This window comes from Enterococcus sp. DIV2379, from assembly GCF_050542965.1.
In the GTDB taxonomy this organism is placed as follows: domain Bacteria; phylum Bacillota; class Bacilli; order Lactobacillales; family Enterococcaceae; genus Enterococcus_D; species Enterococcus_D entomosocium.
In genome coordinates, this window is sequence record NZ_CP172938.1 from 875224 (window position 1) to 896474 (window position 21251).

Below are 21251 nucleotides of genomic sequence, written 5' to 3' on the forward strand. Positions count from 1 at the left end.
GCAAATTATATAGTAACAAGTTTATATAATGAAGATTTTGATGGCTAATTTATATTAAGCTTATATACCGATACAAAGCGAAATATTCTTTCTTTTTATTAAAATTAACAAAAGATTATGTAGATGGAAACGTTATCGAACCATAATGGGCTTTCTTCTTATTCCAATTTTTAGCGAAGTTTTCAAAAAAGACATATGGTTATTATTTGTTATATTAACGCTAAAAAAATCATCTTTTTATCTGCGTTTCTGAAAAGTGCAATATGCTATGAAAATTTAGATTTTAATTTCTTCACTACCCTGTGTAACCTTATATGTGTAATGAGGATGCGTAATTTCAATACTTTTAATTAGCGATCAAATTCATTGTTTTCGATCGTGGAAATATTCACTATTTGCGGTAAACATCCTTTTTTATTTTATAAAAGCGAAGCAGGTAAGTAATAAAATTTTAGGATCTATAGAAAAGAACGTAGCATGTCATCTTAGCTTTCGAACCAAAACCTTATTTTTCAATGACGCTCCTTAAGAAAAATGGTTCAAGGAAAAGAAAAAGGGGGATGAGTACATCAAATAGTTAGCTATCTCACTACATGTATAAACAGTCATGAGCATTCATTGAAATCATAGCAATGAGTAAAAGTTTAACGCAATGAATGGAAGATTTATCTCAAAAACTGGTCAAACTGATTAAATTGGAGAGTTGTTCAATGTTAAAGCACTCAAAGTTAGTTCAAATTAAAGCAAAACTTAGTAGCTATTATGAAAAAAGTAATATGCAAGGTCAAACGGTCATCTACATTTCGTGGTCAACTGGTCAAAGTAGGGCAGAAGTAAAGTCTTTCTGCTCGAAGGATTTTGATAGAACATGGATTAAGGTTCAAAGATTTTTTGAAAGAAATAATTTGAGTATGGTCAAGTATCTCAAATTTGATGTTGTCATCTACTCAAAGAAAATTCCTTATCAAAAATTTGACGAAATGCTAAAAGAAACACCAAGAAACAACTATTTTCGATATGGGATCGCTTTTGATGAGGAATTACGTATTTCTTTGCTGGAAGAAGAAATTAATGGGAATATGATTTTCCAACCGGATAGAGAGCATAAAATTGGGAAAAATAAACCAAATTTATCTTTCAATCATGTAAATCTGAGCAAATATCTTTTCCGGAAATATAAGAAACCTATTATTTTACCCGATCCCCTCAAGGCTATCACCATTTTTAGAACGAGAGGAATAATGGTGAATGAAGGCTCGGAACTCTATGAGCTTCAGTATCGTGGACCGGGGATCAATGTGAGACAGCATTTGAAGAAAAATATTGTATCTGATTTAGAAAGAGTGATTAAAGATGGGCGCAAATATTTAAGCGACCAAATACTTGATTCAGGAAAATTCATATATGGCTATTTTCCTCAGTTTAATAAAACGCTAATCAACTACAATACGGTAAGACATTTTTCCACTTTGTATGCGTGGTTAGAAGCAGTCGAAGACTTAGAAACCTATGAAGAAGATCTTCCGAAAATTAAGAGTGGGCTTGACTGGGGGATTCAAAACCTAACGACTGATATTGAAGGGCACTTGCTTTTCAAAGATATTATCGATCGAAGAATCGACGCCTTTGAATACAAACTTGGAAGCAATGCGATGGTGCTGTTAGCATTTTCAAAGTATCAAGAAATAACTGGTGATTTACAGTATGAAGAAATTCTTATCAATACGGTGAAAATGATCAAAGAATATTTTATTCAAGATGGAGATACAATTCACGTTCTAAACGAAAAGTTAGAAGTAAAAGAGGCTTTCCGGACAGTTTATTACGATGGCGAAGTACTATTCGGTCTCGCTAGAGCGTATAAGCAAATTCCAGATGATACCACTTTATCATTAGCGGAATCAATTTTGAAAAAATTAGTAGAAAAAAAATATTATAAATACCATGACCATTGGATAAGCTATGCCGTTAATGAGCTATCAGCTTTATTACCTAAAGAGGAATATTATGAGTTTGGTATTCGAAATGCTACAGAAAATTTGAATTTTATCAACAAACGAGACACTGCTTATCCTACCATGCTAGAACTTTTAGTTGCGGCTGCTAAATTTGTTGATCACTTAGATACAAGTGAACAATATTCACATTTGTTAGAGAAGTTTCCTAAAGCGAAGGATATAAAACCAACTATGGATAAGCGAGCGTTGCATGAAATGAACGTAGGGGTGTTTTATCCGGAGGTTGCTATGTATATGGCAAAACCAAATATCATTGCTGGTGGTTTTTTTGCAAGACACGATAATTTTAGAATGAGAATAGATGATGCAGAGCACTTTTTAAGTGGACTAATCAATTATAAGAATTATCTCAAAAGCAATTGAGGTTCACTTAATTGCTAAGTTTATATTTATTTTGAATGTGAACTTAGCAATTAATAGAAATCTTATTAATTACTAAAAGGGAGGAAAAAATGAAAAATCAATTTGATCACGTTCAGTCTTTGAATAGGAAAAATATTAAGAAAAAAAATGCTAAAAATAAGCTAATTTACAATGCTATGATTGCTGGTGTAATTACAAGCGGCTTGTTTGTAGCTGAAACAAAAGTAAATGCCGAGTCTGTAAACGTTACAGATAGCACAGGAGGCTATGAAGAAGTTGCACCTCGAATAGGGATTAACTTTGGCTTCACAGATAAGTTCAATAAATTATCTGCAGATGAGGACGGGATTCACATAGCAACAGCAGGTGAATCTAATACATGGCTAAACATTGGTTTGTTTTCTCAATTTAAGCAAACGATCTATTTAGATCCTGATTTAGCAGATCAATTCTTCTTAACCCCAAATTATACAGACTATATTTCAGGAACGATTTCTCGACCGTCAACTGTCTTCGGTTGGGGTAATGTAACTGAAGACATTAAAGATGTATGGGATGCGAGAACCGGCATTATCTCAGGTTATGAAACGATGGGGTATGATCCTGATACCCATTCCATCACCTATTATACCCCTAACTATTTATTTCAGTTGAGTAGTGTAGATATTGCTATTGATCTAAAGATTGATTTGGCAAGATGGAAAGAAGATAATCCTCGAGACAACATGGTGATTAGGAAGGATAATTACTCTGTTAGAAGTGTAACAACTAGTGCAGACTGGATTGTTATTGGAGGTAGTGGAACAATATCCGGGGAACTTTCTTCTGAGGGGATTTATAACACTTGGATAGAGAACCCGGTAGAGACGACTACATTATTAACTTCTGACGATCAAAATTTCTATGGAAATGGGAAGCAAGATCTCGTTAATGAACATGATACCGATTATTTTGTTGAACTATTAGTCAATGGTGTACCAAGAGATACAATTGGTATGGATGAAGACGGCAATTGGGAATACGATTTTGGTAGTTTTCTGCGAGAGGGTGATATCGTTACCGCAAGGGTAAAAGGAGTTCATCAATACGTATTGCGCAATGGAAAAAGGTATACAAAATATTCTGGTATTACTTACCATAGCACAGGTACAGATATTGTAGACTATGAAGATTGGGTAGTAAGTAATCCAATAGTTCATCAAGCGTACACTGGTGAGTATTTAGTTACTGGGTTAAACTTGCCACAAAATCGTCAAGCGGGAAGAACGTATGATTTAGTATTGACTATTGAAGGGCAGGAAGTCCTAAGAAGAGAAAATATCTCAAATGATTTTGAATTCTCTTCAATGTGGATCGTGGATGGATCACCAGCGCCGCTGCCTGAAGGTGCAGTTGTTGAAGCATATGTCATTGGAAAACAAGATGGGCATGAAGATAAAGTAAGCTCAACAACTACGATGATTGTTGAAAATATCGATGACTATGATCAATGGGAAGTTCAAGCTGCAAGAGTTGATCCATTAAAAGAAGACGATCAACTGATTAGTGGAAGTGTTCCACTTCAGAGTAGAGCGTACGAGAGAAGCTATAACTTAGAACTACTGGTGAATGGCCGTCTCGTTAATACTGAAGAAGATATTCCAGTAACAAGTAGAAGTTATGTATTCGCATATGATGTAAATGAATTAAATCTAGATCTTTCTTATGGCGATGAAGTAACAGTCAGAGTTGTCGGACAACAACCGGATGTTGCTAATCCGAGTCAGATAAGAACTAAGGCAGTTGAGACAACAGTAAATGTCGATGACACAACTGGCTACAATAACTGGGTAGTCAATCAACCAAAACTAAATGATATCTATGTTGGTGACAATGTAATAACAGGAAGTCATGAACAAGATGATACATTTGGTAGAACGTATTCACTTGACGTTTATATCAATGGTGAACTTGTAGAGAAGAATGTACCAATCAATGCTAGCGGTGAATTTGAAATTCCACTAGATGCTGAGCTCAATCTTGGTGATGAAGTAAGTATTGTTGTAAACGGACATCAGGAAAATCGTGATGATAAACAGTCTGATATGGTTGCTGTAATTATACAAGAACCTATTGATACTGACTCAGATTCAGATTCCGATTCAGATTCCGATTCAGACGCCGATGCTGATGCTGATTCCGATTCCGATTCCGATTCAGATGCGGACGCCGATGCGGATGCGGACGCCGATGCGGATGCCGATGCCGACTCAGATTCAGATTCAGATGCCGACGCCGATGCCGACTCAGATTCAGATTCAGATTCAGATGCAGATTCCGACTCAGATGCGGATGCTGATTCCGATTCCGATTCCGATTCAGACGCCGATGCGGATTCCGATTCCGATTCAGATGCGGACGCGGACGCCGATGCTGATGCAGATTCAGATGCTGATGCTGATGCCGATTCAGATTCAGATGCGGATGCCGACTCAGATTCCGATTCGGATGCGGATTCAGATTCAGATTCAGATTCGGATGCGGATGCCGATGCTGATGCAGATTCAGACGCTGATGCGGATGCTGATTCAGACGCCGATTCAGATTCCGATTCCGATTCCGATTCCGATTCAGATGCTGATGCTGATTCCGATTCAGACGCTGATGCGGATGCCGATGCAGATTCCGATGCGGATGCCGATTCCGATTCTGATTCAGATGCCGATTCAGATGCTGATTCCGATTCCGATTCTGATTCAGATGCCGATTCCGATGCTGATTCCGATTCCGATTCCGATTCCGATTCAGATGCCGATGCGGATGCGGATTCCGATTCGGATGCGGATTCCGATTCCGATTCCGATGCGGATGCCGATGCTGATGCAGATTCAGACGCAGACGCTGATTCAGATTCAGACGCCGATGCTGATTCCGATTCAGACTCAGATGCAGATTCCGATGCTGATTCCGATGCTGATTCCGATTCCGACGCTGATGCGGATGCTGATTCAGACGCCGATGCTGATTCCGATTCCGATTCAGATGCCGATGCGGATGCGGATTCCGATTCCGATTCAGATGCGGACGCCGATGCGGATGCCGACTCAGATTCCGATTCGGATGCGGATTCCGATTCCGATTCCGATTCCGATTCCGATGCTGATGCCGATGCTGATGCAGATTCAGACGCAGACGCTGATTCAGATTCAGACGCCGATGCTGATTCCGATTCAGACTCAGATGCAGATTCCGATGCTGATGCAGATTCCGACGCTGATGCCGACTCAGATTCTGATTCCGATTCCGATTCCGATTCCGATTCCGATTCAGACGCTGATGCAGATTCCGATTCCGATTCCGATTCAGATTCCGATTCAGATGCGGATGCGGATGCCGATGCTGATGCTGATGCTGATTCCGATGCGGATTCCGATTCAGATGCTGATGCCGATGCCGATGCGGATGCGGATTCAGATGCCGATGCGGACGCCGATGCTGATGCTGATGCTGATTCCGATGCGGATTCCGATTCAGATTCCGACGCCGATGCTGATTCCGATTCAGATTCCGATTCAGACGCTGATGCTGATTCAGACGCCGATGCGGATGCGGATGCCGACTCAGATTCCGACTCAGATTCCGATTCAGATGCGGACGCCGATTCAGATGCGGACGCCGATTCAGATGCTGATGCCGATGCCGATTCCGATGCAGACGCCGATGCTGATGCCGATGCTGATGCGGACGCCGACTCAGATTCAGATGCTGATGCTGATGCGGACGCCGACTCAGATTCCGATTCAGATGCGGATGCCGACTCAGATTCCGATTCCGATTCAGACGCTGATGCTGATTCCGATTCAGACGCTGATTCCGATTCAGACGCTGATGCTGATTCAGACGCCGATGCGGATGCGGATGCCGATGCAGACGCCGATGCTGATGCCGATTCAGATGCGGACGCCGACTCAGATTCAGATGCTGATGCTGATGCGGACGCCGACTCAGATTCCGATTCAGATGCGGATGCCGACTCAGATTCCGATTCCGATTCAGACGCTGATGCTGATTCCGATTCAGACGCTGATTCCGATTCAGACGCTGATGCTGATTCAGACGCCGATGCGGATGCGGATGCCGACTCAGATTCCGATTCAGATTCCGACGCCGATGCCGATGCTGATTCCGATTCCGATTCAGATGCGGACGCCGATTCAGATGCGGATGCCGACTCAGATTCCGACGCTGATGCTGATTCAGACGCCGATGCGGATGCGGATGCCGACTCAGATTCCGACTCAGATTCCGATTCAGATTCCGACGCCGATGCGGATGCCGATTCCGATGCCGATGCCGACGCCGACGCAGATTCAGATGCGGACGCCGATTCTGATTCCGATTCAGATGCGGATTCCGATTCAGATGCGGATGCGGATTCCGATTCAGGCTCTGGCAATAAGAAACCGGGTAGCAAATTACCACAAACAGGTTCTTCCTCGATTGCAGCCTCAGTTGTTGGTGGTTTAGCATCTGTAGGTGCTGGATTTGGATTGTGGAATAGAAAGAAAAAGAAAAAGAAATAAAAATAGAAAGAAATAAAAATTGGATTGTTGATAGAACACACTCTTCGTGTTCTATCAACAATTTTAAGGATTAATAGTTTAGAGGTCAATGTATATGGCTAAAGACACGCTGAAGAAGTATATATCCAATATACTCATAGTATTTTTAATAATTTTAGGGGCAATAGCTATTTTTAGTGTTCCTCTAAAAAATCAAATCATTAATATGAATGTAAAACAGTTTTCCATCGAAAATATGACAAAGGAACAAGTGAAGGAGAATCATGAAAAATTAACAGAATTAGAAAATGAGCCCAGTGAGGAAAACAGTTTTGATTTTGAGTCAATCTCATTGACAAGTTTGTCTTCGATTGTCAGATTACAGCTAGATGAAAATAACGAAACAGTAGCTAAGGATAGGACGATGGGCGCAATTTTGATTCCAAGCGTAGGTATTGACTTACCTATTTTTTTTGGAGTAACAGATTTTACGTTAAGTTTTGGAGCAGGAACTATGAAACAAGACCAAGTTATGGGAGAGGGAAACTATAGTCTTGCAAGTCATAGAAGTGAAAGTAAAAGCTTATTATTTAGGCCTTTAGAGCATGTGGAAATCAATGATTTGATTTACATAACAGACTTGGAAAAAGTCTATATCTACAGTGTTTCTTTTAAAGAAATCGTAAACCCAGAAAGTACGTATTTAATTGAAGATATCCCCAATCGGAAGATGATTACTCTTGTGACATGTGATGATGCCAGAGGAACAAGAAGACTAGTAATTCAAGGAGAATTGATAGAGACAGTGGAATATCATAATGATTTTTTTGAATCTACTTAAAAATTAAATTAATGCTTACTTTTCCAATGGAACAGACGGTGTACCAAAAAACTCAATTAAGATAGGGTGAAAAAATTGTATATCTATTTATCTGTGCTTCTCGTGAGCATAGCCTTATTAATACTCATCTCATGGAGGATTTTTAAAGAGCGACAATTAAAGAAAACAGAATTAGCAATTGGAAATGATTTGCTGCTAAAAAAAAAATTAATAGTTTTTAAGCAAATACAGCAAAGTGTAAATATCTGGATTATTTTAGGTGTGACTGCCACAATGCTCCTTAGCCTAATTACATTAGGAACATTACAAATGAAAGATAAGAAGTATGTAGAAAATGTTTCGGGAGAATTAACGAAACTAGAAAAACAAGTAGATGAATTATCAAAAGCACAAGAAAAATTTTTGGAACTATCAATCTATAGCTATCCGGAAGAAGGTATTGGTCTTTCTGAGATTGATTGGAAAGATCTCCTTGCACAGATAACGCCAGAAGAGCGTTTTGTTTATGAAGAAAAAATAGGCAGGGATCTTACGCCCTATTTTGGTCGTACTGTGTCAATCATCACTAATAATGTACCTTTACAATACTTAATTTTGTCAATCTATATTGAAGTAAATAATCAACAAGATCTACCAAAGATACAGGAAAATATCGAAGTTTATTTAAGCGAAGTTCAAGACATAAGTTTTTTAAATCAGGCAAACATTCAAATTTTTGATAGCGATACAGAAACTATGATTTCTGATGAAGTATTTTTAAGGACAGATTCTGGTGAACTAGAATTGCTTGAAAAGGGCGATGATAGTGTGGAGCAAGAAAATGAAAATAAGACTGAAGTCAAAGAAAAAGTAGAGCAAAAAGGAGAAGTAATAACGAATGGCTAAGAAAGAAAAAAGTTTTTACAAAAAATTATTAGATGAAATTCAAGAAGTAAATGTTGAGTCTATTGATCTATATGACACTGAGTCTGAGTTAGAAAGCGATAAATTAGTCAAAGAGCACTCTCAGGAGAATAACAATAAGAAACAAGAGCGAACTGAACAACTTGAAAAAAAGGTCAATACATTAGTAGCTGAGAAGAACAATTTGCTTCAAGAACTAGAGATGAGTAAGAAAAACCATCAAAGAATAAATAATGATCTTAGCGCAATAAAAGAAATCCAGAAGCAGCAGGAGAATAATTTAAAAAAGATTACCGAAGATCGAAATAATTTAAAGGAACAATTACGACTAGCTCTTGAAGTAAACGAAACGACTGAAAAGGAATTACAAAAATCATTAAAAGAGAGAAACGAACTTTCAACTAAAGTAAAAGAGATTACAAGCCAAAAAGAAAAAATTGAAAATGACTTGGAATCAAAGAACAAAGAGACTAAAGACGGAAGTAATTTGAAGGAACAATTACGATTGGCTATTGAAGTCAAGGAAACGACTGAAAAGGAACTTCAAAAAGCAATAAATGAAAAAAATGAACTTTCAACTAAGTTAGAAGAAATGGTTAGTCAAAAAAATATGGTTGAAAGTGAATTGAATACACAAAACCTAGAGTTAAGAACAAAATTAGAAGAGATTGAAAATCAAAATAAAAATTCAGAAATAAAAGAAGCGTATCAGGAGTTAAAAAATAAATTCGAAACTAGTAAGAAGGATAACCAATATCTTACACACGAACTAAATAAAGCAACACAAAAAGTAATTGAATTAACACAATCATTAGAGCAATACGGCCCTAATCATTTAAATAGTGAAGAATTAGAAAAAGAAAATACGGAAGATTATCGAATTGAACAACTAAAAAGCCAATTAACCAATGTTATTGCTGATACACAAAAAAGATATGATGAATGGCAGGTCGAGAAAGAGCAGTTAAAGGCAACCATCAACAAAGTTGAAGAAAGCTATGAAGAAAAATTAGAAGAAAAACAACATGAGATTGATACTTTGAAAGATAAGCTTTCTGAGAAAGAAATAGCAGAATTAGTTATTACAAAAAAAGATATTCCAAAAGCAATCCAGGACCTTCAGGAACTAGAGACAGAACTTGAAGAAATTCAAGAAGTTCAAGAATTAAAAAAAGAGTTGAGTAAATTAACAAAAGAAAAAGAGAAGTTGCAAAAAGAGAAAGAAGAGTTCGAAGAGGAAATTGGTGAAGTATTAGCATTCGCAAAACGAAAAGCTAAAAGAACTGTCGAAGAAGCACAGTTAGAAGCCAATAAAATGATTCGATTAGCAGAAGTACGTGTTAGTTCTATTCATGAGAGAGCAAAAGAGATTCTATTCGACGTAGATGAAACAAAAGACGAAGTGACAAATCTTTTTGAAGATTTGCAATTTAAAGTAAAACAGCTAGCACATAATAAATTACAATTTAATGACTTTGAAGAATACAAATAATTTTTGTGAAAGAGCATTCTTGCAACAGTCAACAGAAACAAGATAATCATACCATTTTTATCGGATATCGGTCATGTATGGTCAACTGTTGCAAAATACTAAGAACAAAGAATATTTAATATAGATAAATTTTTGTGTAATAATCTAACATTTTTAAAAAAAGCGTTTATTTGAATAGAAATAGGAAAGCAAGAAACAATGAAAGAGAGAATGAAGCGCGAGGAGGTATTAAGATGAAAAATAAGAAGATAGGTATCACACTAATCAGCCTAGGTGTATTAGCAGCACAAAGTTTTACCACACCAACTTTGTTGGCAAGCAATTTAACTGATCATCTTTCTGATAAATCAGAAGACGCAAGCCAATCCACCTTCTCAAAGGAAAGGAAGCAATCGAATGTTGATTTGCAAGAACCCAACATAGAGTTAGTTTCGAGTATGCGACAAGCGTCTAATGTAACATCGAATATAGCAATGAGTACCAGCTCCAAAACCGAATTGTCTAATGGTTATGTTCCAATAATAGAAGAGTCAAGTGAATCTTCCGATGAAAGTACCGACTTTCCAGAAGAGTCTCATTGGGAAGATGAAGAGTTGGGGGAAGAAAACACTGAAGAACAAGAGTCAGACAAACCTGAAGAATCGCAGCAACCAGATATCCCAATAGAAGAAACGATTCCGTCTGAAGTACCAGAAGCTGAACAAACAGTACCACCTTCTTCTGAGGCACCAGTGCAGCCCGATCCACCAACTTCCTCAACAAATCAAGAGGATCAAAGTTCTGATTCAGGAGCTAATCCATTTCCACCGAGTGCTCCGGTGACTCGACCACCTGCTACAGATCAAGAGATTGATACTATTTTTGAAGGTTTACTCAATAGTGCAGAGAATCAACTTCCAGATGCATTTAGAAGTAGTGAAGTGGCTGAATCAACGTTAGGGAGTTTCACATTACCGTTATTAGCTAGCTTTGACCACTCCTGGCAAGCTGCGTTGGTGTATCAAACAATTCGACAGGTTGGCGCAGATGACTTAGAGAGTAAAGAAGTCGATACTTGGCTGAAAGAACTTTATAACGAAGTACTGGCGACAAATCTAGAAAATCTTGATATGAAAGAATCAACCTATAATTCATTACAGCCTGGTGATATTCTCTATAAGGAAACTGCGGAAGGGAATCAATTATTGGGAATTTGGCTAGGAAACGATTATTATGGGACAATTGGTACACAAGAAATGTCAGAAACATTGGAACAAGAATCTCAAGAAGATGAAGTGAATGAAGACGTTGATTTAAATCAATCAGTGACTTCAGTGGTTTATCTTGAGAAGCTGTCCTATCAACAGGTCGATCAAGAAGAATGGGATGAAGAAAACATTTCATTATTGATTAAACGTGCGCAATCACCAGAGTTAACTGAAGTAGGTAAAGAGTTGGTGAAAAATTATCCAGCACAACTTGATTTCCAATTTAATACTGCTACACATGAATTTATCAAACAAATTAGTGAAAAAGCTCGGAAACTAGGGCAAGAGTATGACGTCTTTGCTTCAGTCTTGATTGCGCAAGCTATTTTAGAAAGTGGCAACGGTAGTAGTCTTTTATCAAAGGCACCCTATTATAACCTTTTCGGTATTAAAGGAAGTTATCGAGAAGGTGCAGTAGTGATGACTACCAAAGAGGATTTAGGAAATGGCGAAATGATTGAAATTCAAGATGCTTTTCGTGTTTATCCAAGTTACGATGAATCGTTAACAGATTATATTGCATTGATTCGCGGAGGCGTTTCCCACGATTCATTTTTTTATAAATCAGTCTGGCGCTCAGAAGCAAAAAACTATTTGCGTGCAACTGATGCTTTAACCGGAACCTATGCAACAGACACTAGCTATAATCAGAAATTGAATTCTTTGATTGCTGTTTACGAGTTGACCCAATACGATGAGGATCAATCACAACAAAGTGGTGTCTTCATTAAAGGATTGGAAGAAGTTCCAAATGAATATCGGGAGTTAATGACTTTCCCAGCTTATAATGGGAAAGATTATAATACTTCTGGTTCTTATCCTGTAGGTCAGTGTACTTGGTATGCCTTTAATCGAGTCACACAATTAGGTGGTCGTGTAGATGATTACATGGGAAATGGGGGAGATTGGGGAACTACTGGTCTTAGATTAGGTTATCAAGTTAGTCGAACCCCAAAAGCCGGGACCTTGATTTCTTTCAGCCACGGGACAGCGGGGTCGGATCCCAGGTATGGTCATGTCGCATTTGTAGAAGCGGTTGGACCGAATGGTATTTTAATTCAAACGTTTATGGTGGTACAACGATTTCTTACCGAGTGATTGGCAATGATCTAGCTCGTTCCTCGTTGGTTCAATATATCACACCGAAATAAGTAATAATAAAAGAGGCAAGTAAAAGATGAATGAATCTTATTATGGAAAGGTGTAACTAAAAGAGTCAATAAGGAAATGAAGGTAGTAAAGCAGGAAGAGAAAATGCTCGATAGAACCTTAACATCAAAAGTCTTACAAGTATTAAAAGAAGAACGTCAGTTGCTCAAAATGAATGCTTAGTGGTATCGGCAGTGATGTAAAATAAAAGTAAAATGTTTAATAGTAGACTGGCGGTTATCAGTATTCTTTGGGGGATCTTCTCTTTCCAACTCGTTCGGATTCAAGGGGGATTCAATGAATCCGACGTTAATAGCATGTTTAAAATCACTTTTACATCTTGATCGTTTTTTGTTGATCAAGAGTGACTCCCATAATGAAGGAGATTTTTATTGGCTATTGTCGCTTCTTCATAAATTACATCTGGAAATTTTTTTAAAGAAGAGGTTTCAAGAGTATCATTCATACATTATCTCACCTATTAAACTACTTTATCGAGAGGCATGTATTTTATTAGCTTCCAAAAAATGTTCACTATTTTTTGGAACGCATTAGAAAGAAATAATCACATAGAGAGGACCTTATGAATCATGCTATTCACAATGAAAGAAGAATATAGCAGCTATTATCAAAAAGAATTTGGGAATGCATCAAGAAAAGAAAAAGATTTGAAAGACTATTTAATTGATTTGTTGCGGCGTTTAAACCAACTAACTGATGAAATCTCAAAAGAAAATTTTTGGAGTGTGCTGCCAAGAATTTTGGGAATTGATGCAAAATTAAACCTATTAGTTGAATTGATTAAATTTGAAGAACTACCAAGCGAAGAAATTATCCGTATCATTGAAAATGACTATCAAAGCTATTTTAAAGAACTATGTGGGTATGATTTAAGTATGGAAACGAGATATTCTTTAGTATTTAACGTCGCATAAATGTATTTTGTTTTTTTGCAAAAAATCGAAGTTGTCTGATTGAAATCCTTTATACTGATTCTGAGAAATTTTCTTAAGAATCAGTATAAAGGATATTTTGTTATCTTCTCGATTCACCAGTACCAGCAGCTCTATTCCTTTCCAACAACAGCCGTTTAATCTCCTCATAAATCTCTCCGGTCTCCGGCGTCGCACGCTGACGATTCTGAATGATAAAAAGATCACGATAGCGGTACTCTGGATCAAGTTCCTGCCAAGGCAACTCTTCTGGTAATGAAAGTTTCGAGATGATCGATTTGCCGATGTTTTGTTTTAGTAGGGACAAAATCACTTCGCTGTTATTGGCTTTGATGATTTGCGGATGCAAGTGCTTTGCGTACAGATAGGTTTCGTTAATGTAGTACATCCCCGAGTCGTTTTCCCGCAAGACCCAAAAATCAGAAGCGAGGTTGCCTGCTAACACCAATTCATCGCGATAGACGAATTCTTTTTGGATCAATGGCGAAACGATTGATTTTTCAATCAGGCCAATATGGGCTTTGTTTGATTCGACGGCATCGATTACTTCTTGAGAATTCATGATTTTGATTTCAAAAGCAAACGTTGGAAATTCTGCAATCAGCTGCGCCATGATGCTGGGCAGTAAGTAGACGGCGGTCGTATTCGAACAAGCGAGCACACACTCTGTTTTAAAATTTTTGGTGTCTTTGGCTTGCGAAAAAATAGTGGACATTGAGCGGAGAGACTCGACCACACGAGGATACAAAAACTCCGCTTGGCTGGTAGGTAAAATCAATTGTTTTCCTTTACGTTCAAAAAGTTTGAAGCCAAGTTCGGCCTCTAAGCGTTGGATTTGTAAGGAAATCGTTGGTTGAGTTTTATAGAGTTGTTTGGCGGCAAGACTAAAGTTTCTCGTTTCATAAACAACAATGAAGGTTTTGAGCAATTCAATCATTTTGGGGACTCCTTTATTATTAATAATATTTATAATTAGTATTTAAAAGTATAATTTTACAAATAGTTATCAGGTGATTATAGTATAAGTGTAGAGAAAAAAGAAAGCAAATTTAGTTGAAATTTTCATACGTTTAGAAAGGATGAGTTGATGAAAACATCGATCCAGCATTTTTTACATTCATTGCCAATCCCGATTTGTGGCTTGATTTTAGGCACTGTGTCTTTGGGGAATTTATTGTATTCAGAAGGAATGGAGACGGTTGGAAATGCGTTTTGCACCCTTGGTATTTTCATCATGGGGCTCTTCCTTCTGAAAGTATGCTTTACATTTAAGCACACGATGTCAGAGTTGCAAAACCCAATCGTTGCTTCTGTGGCGCCGACCTTTACGATGGCGCTGATGGTGATTTCCACTGTTTTTGAACGGGTCATTCCCGATGCAGTGGTGAATGATCTGCTCTGGTGGGGGGCTATCGGCTTACATTTTGCTTTAATGATCTATTTTGTTGTCGTGCATATTTTGCCTGTCGACCTTTCGCTGGAATACATTTATCCGAGCTGGTTTATTACCTTTGTCGGTATTGGCGTCATTCCCAATACTTCTGCTGTCTTTTTTAAAGAGCTGGGGGAAGTGATCGTCTGGATCGCATTGGTATTGTATTTTGCGCTTTTGCCGATTATTTTAAAACGAATCGTCCATCAGAAGCTGACGGAACGTGCGGCAGTTCCTTTGATCACGATTTTAACAGCACCGGGTTCTCTTTGCTTAGCAGGTTACCTTTCCGTATTTGAACAAGGCTCTGCTTGGTTTGTCGCCTTTATGCTGTTATTGTCACAAACGATTTATTTTTGTGTCGTCGCTTATATGAAAAACATGCTGGCAGTCGGCTTTTACCCAAGCTATGCGGCATTTACGTTTCCTCTTGTGATTTCAGCGACTGCTATGTTCAAATCAGCGCTGTTTTTTGCGAATCACCCACTGATATTTGGGTTTCTACAAGCCTTAACGATTATTGAAACAAGCTTTGCCGTGATTGTCGTCTGCTATGTGTTAGGAAAATATGCAATTCATTTGTATCAGCAAGCCAAAGCGCTGATTGCCGGTCATAGTTATTAAGGAAACACAAGAGTACACAAGAGAACATACATTTTTTGAGAAAATACGTAATATACGCAAAACAATAGCACAAGTATTTGAAAAGAAAAGGAAGGGATCGCACATGAAAAGTACAAGCAGAAAAGTTGTCGTTGTCGGAACAGGTTTCGTTGGAACGAGCATTGCGTATTCCATGATCAATCAAGGACTAATCAATGAGTTAGTCTTGATCGATGTCAATCGGGACAAAGCAGAAGGAGAAGCCCTCGATTTGTTAGACGGTATGTCATGGGGGCAAGAAAACATCAAAGTTTGGGCTGGAGAGTACTCGGAATGTAAAGATGCTGACATCGTGGTTATTACCGCAGGGGTCAACCAAAAGCCAGGACAAACACGGCTTGAATTGATTGATGTGAACGCCGAAATTATGGCAAGCGTCACAAAACAAGTGATGGCTTCAGGCTTTGATGGCGTGCTTGTTATCGCTTCAAACCCAGTCGATGTCTTAACTTATCAAGCATGGCGTGTGTCCGGGTTGCCAGCCAATCGGGTCGTTGGTACGGGAACGACCCTCGATACCACAAGACTTCGAAAAGAAGTGGCGGCAAAATTAGCCATCGATCCACGGAATATTCATGGGTACATCATTGGGGAACACGGTGACTCGGAAGTCGCTGTCTGGTCCCATACAACGATCGGTGGGAAACCGATCGTAGAATTGATCAAGCAAAAGGATCGTTTGACCGTTGCCGATCTAGCGGTTCTTTCTGAACGAGTAAAAAATGCTGCCTATGAAATCATCGATCGAAAACAAGCAACTTTTTACGGGATAGGGATGAGTGTTGCAAGAATCGTTCGAGCGATCTTAAATGATGAGCAAGCGATTCTGCCGGTATCTTCCTACCTTAATGGGGAATATGGCATCAACGATTTATTCACAGGGGTTCCTGCAGTCGTGGACCAAAACGGCGTCCGCGAAATTATTGAATTGACGCTTACACCTGAGGAAAAACGGCAGTTTGATACTTCGTGTCATCAGTTACGAGCAGTAATTTCCACAATTGGACAAAGCAAAGTCAGCTGATCTCTAGAACACCAATAATGAAATCCTCGTGTTCGTTTTTGCCAAAGCATGGTTCGACTATTTACGGTCTGCCATGCTTTTTTTCATCTAGCAAAGAATGTTAAAAGGAAATGGCGTATTTTACGCGAAACGCCCAGTATTCAACTCTCTTTATTCACACTCCTTTAGGAAAAAACATCCTCAGTGAATGACAGAAAAAGAATGATCGATCAACCTTACAAACTTTCCGAGTTGTAAAAAGTGACAAAGTGTCACCTTATGTGGTATTCTTCAAAAAGTGACACTTTGTCAATATTTGGAAAGTAGGAGGAAAGAACAATGTTTCTGGCTATAAAAGAAATGCGTTATTCAAAATTAAGATATGGGTTGATCGTAGGAATCATGTTTTTGATCGCCTATGTTGTTTTTATATTGTCTGGCTTAGCTACCGGACTTAACTGGGATTTTAAAAAGGCCATCGTCGACTGGGATTCATCCGCGATCGTTTTATCAGAAGATGCGAATGACACATTTGCGGCTTCACAATTGACGAGAGGGGATCTAGACCGTGTAGCAGGGACTCAAAAAGCCCCGATTGGTTTATACAGCAGTGTCATCACGGTCAACGATGAACAAGTCAATGTGACTGTTTTTGGTACACAAGACGATGCGTTCTTGTTACCAGAAGTCTTAGAGGGCAAGCTGTTTTCAAAAGAAAATGAGATCACGATTTCAGAAAACTTAGCAGAAGAAGGTATCAAGGTCGGAGAGCAAGTGAAAATCGGACGCTCAGATGAAACCTTCAAAGTCGTTGGGATCACCCCAGAAACGTCTTATACGGTGTCACCAGTGATTTATACTTCCCTCGATACTTGGACGAAAATGAAGTTTGCTAATCAACCATTCGCATCTGATAAGGAGCAGCCCATCAATATCATTGTGACCAAATCAAGTGATCCGAAAGTCGATAACCAAGAAGGAACCCAGCTTAAAGTGTTGGCAACGGAAGACTTTATTGAAAAGCTTCCTGGATTTTCTGCCCAAAACTTGACCTTAAATGCCATGATCTACTTCTTATTTGTTGTTGCAACGGCAATCGTGGGGATTTTCATGTATGTGATCACCCTACAAAAAACAGCGATTTTTGGTGTGATGAAAGCCCAAGGGATTCGGACCAGCTTTATTGCCAAATCAATTATTGCGCAAGCATTTATGGTCGGTGTGATCGGGGTAGCCCTAGCCTTTGCGGCGGCATACGGCACCAGCTTGTTTTTACCAGATGCCATGCCATTTTTCTTTGAATTAAAGCAATGGCTGCTTTATAGCGGCATCTTGATTCTCGTGGCAGTTCTAGGCGGCTTATTCTCCATTCGGACGGTCACAAAAGTCGATCCAATCACGGCAATAGGAGGGTAACAAAGATGAAAGACATTTTAGTAATGAAGGATATTATAAAAAAATTTGGCAAGCAGCATACCGAAGTAACGGCATTAAAAGGACTGAATTTTCATGTTCAAGAAGGGGAGTTTGTCAGTATCATCGGTCCTTCTGGTTCAGGAAAAAGTACCTTTTTGACCATCGCTGGCGGCTTACAAAATCCAACAACCGGAGAGATCATCATCAACCAGGTGAACTTTTCCCAATTAAATGAAAAGCAACGAGGGAAGTTGCGTTTTAAAGAGATTGGGTTTATCTTGCAAAGCTCGAATTTGATCCCTTTTCTAACAGTAAAGGAACAATTTTATTTGGTCGACAAAGTTTCAGGAAAAGCCAAGGAAAAGGAACGGATTGATGAATTGCTTGCTTCATTAGATATTCTCGATCTTCAAGACAAGTTTCCCCGCGATTTATCTGGTGGGGAACGTCAACGAGTAGCAATCGGCCGGGCGTTGTTTAATGACCCAAGCTTGATTTTGGCGGATGAACCAACTGCCAGCTTAGACACGGATCATGCGTATGAAGTCGTGAAGTTATTGGTGAAAGAAGCGCATGAGAAAAAGAAAGCGACAGTCATGGTCACCCACGACGAGCGAATGATCCAATGGAGTGATCGCATTTTCCGAATGGAAGATGGCAATCTGATCGAACAAAACGCCCCATCAAGAGAAACTGCACAAGTCTGAGTGGAAAAGTAGAGGGATTTGTTTATAATAGAGGGAGTAGATTGCGAATGATGGAGGAGAATCCCTTGCCAAGTACAACATTTTTTCATTTAAAACAAGAGAAAAAAGAAAAAATCGATGCCGTGCTTTTAGAAGAATTTTTTAGCAAGCATATCAGTCAAGTCAAGGTCTCTGCCATCGTCGAAAAATCGCACATTTCTAGAGGGGCGTTTTACAAGTACTTTCAAAACTTAGAAGATGCCTATGACTATGCGATCACCAACTATTCCAACCAAATCCATTCTGCGATTTTTACGTTTATCAATCGCAACAAAAATGATTTTTTCAAAGGGATCGAAGAATACTTGGCTTGGTGCAGTCAATGGTCACCTGAAGATGATCATTGGAAAATGATCCACTTATGTACCCAAAGCAATGCCTGGACGAAGCGCGATGCGATCCCTGACGATTCGCCCATGATTCGCCAATGGTTGGAGCTGTTGGAAGAAAATCGCTTCACGATCCATGATACGCAAGAAGCCGTCAGTTTCCTTTACTTTATTATGGCGGTCGTGATGGATAGTCTGACAGATTTTATTTCGAATGAATGGACCGCAAAAGAGCTGATCAAAGATTTCCGCTATAAGGTGCAGTGGATCAAGTATGGAATCAAAAAGGACAACAAAGAGCACAACAAAGAGGAATGAACGCTTCAGTAAGAGGATGGACCAAATACCGCACGCGGCGGAGAAGTTCATTTACAAAGAAAGAGGTGCCCGACAACCGAAATAGTTGTCGGACACCTCTTTTTTGAGCAAATGATTATTTTTTATTTACACGTTTCGCAATGATTGGCAAGATCAAGCCAATCAAAAGAAAGGCGATCGGCGTAATGATATTTAAGGCCAATTGGAAGAACCAAGCTTGCGGATCTGCCGCATAATCAAGCTTAGGAACCATCCCTAAAATGCAGGCAAAGGCCGTGAACAAGAAGCACCATAAGCCAATCCCAAAGCCAACTTTGGTGTTTTTCACGAATTTATAATCGGAAGTAAAGCGATTGGCGTGTTTGTTGACTAGCATAAAGGCTAAGAAGACCCATAAGTAACGCAGTGGCATGACAACTGAATTCAAGTTCAGCAACCAACGGTACAGTTCGGTCATATTGCCGATTCCTAGTGCTGGAATAATGATCAAAATGCTTACCAGGATACCAGTCATAATATATCCATTTACTGGTGTTCCTTTTTTGTTTAGTTTTGCTAAGCCATTTGGTACAAATTCTGAATCAGCATCAGACAGTAATATTTTCAATGGGGCATCAATTGAAAAGGCCAAAGCAGAGATTTGCGCCAACGCATTGGCGATGGAATAAAGAATGACAAAGAAGTTGCCGATTCCGTAGAAGTTTCCAAGTCGTTGAAAGGCTTCATAAGCGCCGTTGACCATCAAATCTTCTGGAATATGGTTGGCATCAAAAAGCATCCCCATAGCAATCGAGCCGAGCAAGGCACATAACGCCACCATACCGGCTAAAAAGATCATGCCTTTTGGAAATTCTTTTGCAGGATTTTTTGTGTTATTTACGTAAGGCGAGATTTTTTCACAGCCGCCTACCGCAAATACCAGCATCGAGATCGTGGTTAAATAGGTAAAGTCAAATTTAGGGATATAGGTTGAAACAGATGACATGCTTGGTGTAGCAATTTCAGCACCAGTCATTGCTGGAGCGGTGACTGCTAAAAGAATAAAAAGAATCGACATCACGAACATGGCTGTTCCCGCGATGTTCCCAATCATTTTTAAGGTCGTCAATCCTTTAGAGGCAATCCATAAAAAGAATAGAAAAATAGCTAAACAAATCAACGAGACTTCCATGGAACCCATCGTCGATACAAATGTACCATTTCCTTTAAATAACCAACTCAAGGATACTAAGATTCCTTGGGGTTTTTGTGCCAAGTAGGGCACGTGAACGACCCAATAAGTCCAAGCAGCAAAAAAAGCCAACCGCTTTGTTGAGGTTTCTTTGATCCATGAGGAGACCCCACCACTTGACTCTTTGAAGGTCGATCCTAACTGACCAACACTTAATGCATAGGGTACAAAATAAAGAGCCATAATTAATAGCCACGAAACAACAACAGTCAATCCTTGTTGAGCGTAATTGTTTACAACATTTCCCAGTCCCCAAACAGAGACGAACGCCATCAGCGCAATATTATACCAGCGTAATTGTTTCTCATTCATCGCTTTCTCCTTCTTAAAATGATTTTTCTGACTGGTTAAAATAGAGCGTTTTTTGACATTTAGTGAGAAAAAAATTTCTTTCCATAAGCGCTTGATCACTATCAAGTTTCTTATGCACTTTTTCACAAATGTCAAAGGTCAAATTGAATAAAAAAATTTCAGCTGCTCTTTTTTATCCAGTCATTGATTTTCCATAGTTAGGATAAACCTCTGAATTCTTTTGGTCAAGAAAAATTAAATTGTTATTTAAAAAAAATAATAAATTTCTGATGATAGAAAAAGCAAACATCATCA

The 21251-nt window shown here is 38.9% G+C and carries 13 protein-coding genes and 1 pseudogene; 12 read left to right on the top strand and 2 right to left on the bottom strand.

Annotated elements, in window-relative coordinates; translation table 11 throughout:
* The first annotated feature begins 710 nt into the window (after positions 1-710).
* The 7 genes and pseudogenes from IGI92_RS03995 to IGI92_RS04025 all read left to right on the top strand — a co-directional run bounded on the left by IGI92_RS03995 (position 711) and on the right by IGI92_RS04025 (position 13489).
* Positions 711-2381, top strand: coding sequence for a poly alpha-glucosyltransferase (locus IGI92_RS03995; RefSeq protein ID WP_225869261.1), 1671 nt, complete (start codon positions 711-713; stop codon positions 2379-2381).
* 89 nt (positions 2382-2470) lie between these two features.
* The gene (locus IGI92_RS04000) at positions 2471-6943 is read left to right on the top strand and encodes an LPXTG cell wall anchor domain-containing protein (RefSeq protein WP_430608139.1); all 4473 of its coding nucleotides are present in this window, start codon (positions 2471-2473) and stop codon (positions 6941-6943) included.
* A gap of 94 nt (positions 6944-7037) precedes the next feature.
* Complete coding sequence (locus IGI92_RS04005; RefSeq protein WP_228100822.1) at positions 7038-7763, top strand: class A sortase; 726 nt, start codon at positions 7038-7040, stop codon at positions 7761-7763.
* Positions 7764-7829: 66 nt separating this feature from the next.
* On the top strand, positions 7830-8648 hold the full coding sequence (locus tag IGI92_RS04010; protein WP_016613756.1) for a hypothetical protein: 819 nt from the start codon (positions 7830-7832) through the stop codon (positions 8646-8648).
* Complete coding sequence (locus IGI92_RS04015; protein ID WP_008377200.1) at positions 8641-10158, top strand: hypothetical protein; 1518 nt, start codon at positions 8641-8643, stop codon at positions 10156-10158. The genes IGI92_RS04010 and IGI92_RS04015 overlap by 8 nt, the downstream gene beginning before the upstream one ends.
* Before the next feature lie 170 nt (positions 10159-10328).
* Positions 10329-12556 (top strand): annotated as a pseudogene (locus tag IGI92_RS04020) (glucosaminidase domain-containing protein).
* A 588-nt stretch (positions 12557-13144) separates the two neighbouring features.
* Entirely contained in the window at positions 13145-13489 is a 345-nt protein-coding gene (locus IGI92_RS04025; RefSeq protein WP_008377205.1) for a DUF7006 family protein, read from the top strand.
* 100 nt (positions 13490-13589) lie between these two features.
* On the opposite strand, the gene IGI92_RS04030 is transcribed toward IGI92_RS04025, so the two are convergent.
* A complete protein-coding gene (locus tag IGI92_RS04030; RefSeq protein WP_430608142.1) occupies positions 13590-14444 on the bottom strand; it encodes a LysR family transcriptional regulator in 855 nt (284 codons plus the stop codon).
* Between the two features lie 150 nt (positions 14445-14594).
* On the opposite strand from IGI92_RS04030, the gene IGI92_RS04035 reads away from it, so the two are divergent.
* The 5 genes from IGI92_RS04035 to IGI92_RS04055 all read left to right on the top strand — a co-directional run bounded on the left by IGI92_RS04035 (position 14595) and on the right by IGI92_RS04055 (position 19414).
* A complete protein-coding gene (locus IGI92_RS04035) occupies positions 14595-15563 on the top strand; it encodes a TDT family transporter (protein ID WP_086333055.1) in 969 nt (322 codons plus the stop codon).
* A 103-nt stretch (positions 15564-15666) separates the two neighbouring features.
* Positions 15667-16626, top strand: a complete 960-nt coding sequence (locus IGI92_RS04040; protein ID WP_034878749.1) for an L-lactate dehydrogenase — start codon at positions 15667-15669, stop codon at positions 16624-16626.
* Between the two features lie 318 nt (positions 16627-16944).
* Positions 16945-18021, top strand: a complete 1077-nt coding sequence (locus tag IGI92_RS04045) for an ABC transporter permease (protein ID WP_430608143.1) — start codon at positions 16945-16947, stop codon at positions 18019-18021.
* A gap of 5 nt (positions 18022-18026) precedes the next feature.
* Positions 18027-18728 (top strand): ABC transporter ATP-binding protein, encoded by a 702-nt coding sequence (locus IGI92_RS04050; protein WP_086333056.1) that lies wholly within the window; start codon positions 18027-18029, stop codon positions 18726-18728.
* 47 nt (positions 18729-18775) lie between these two features.
* Positions 18776-19414: a TetR/AcrR family transcriptional regulator gene (locus IGI92_RS04055; protein ID WP_420657451.1), complete on the top strand. Its 639-nt coding sequence runs from the start codon at positions 18776-18778 to the stop codon at positions 19412-19414.
* A gap of 115 nt (positions 19415-19529) precedes the next feature.
* Here IGI92_RS04055 and IGI92_RS04060 read toward each other — a convergent pair whose 3' ends face one another.
* Complete coding sequence (locus tag IGI92_RS04060; protein WP_430608146.1) at positions 19530-20957, bottom strand: APC family permease; 1428 nt, start codon at positions 20955-20957, stop codon at positions 19530-19532.
* Between the last annotated feature and the right edge of the window lie 294 nt (positions 20958-21251).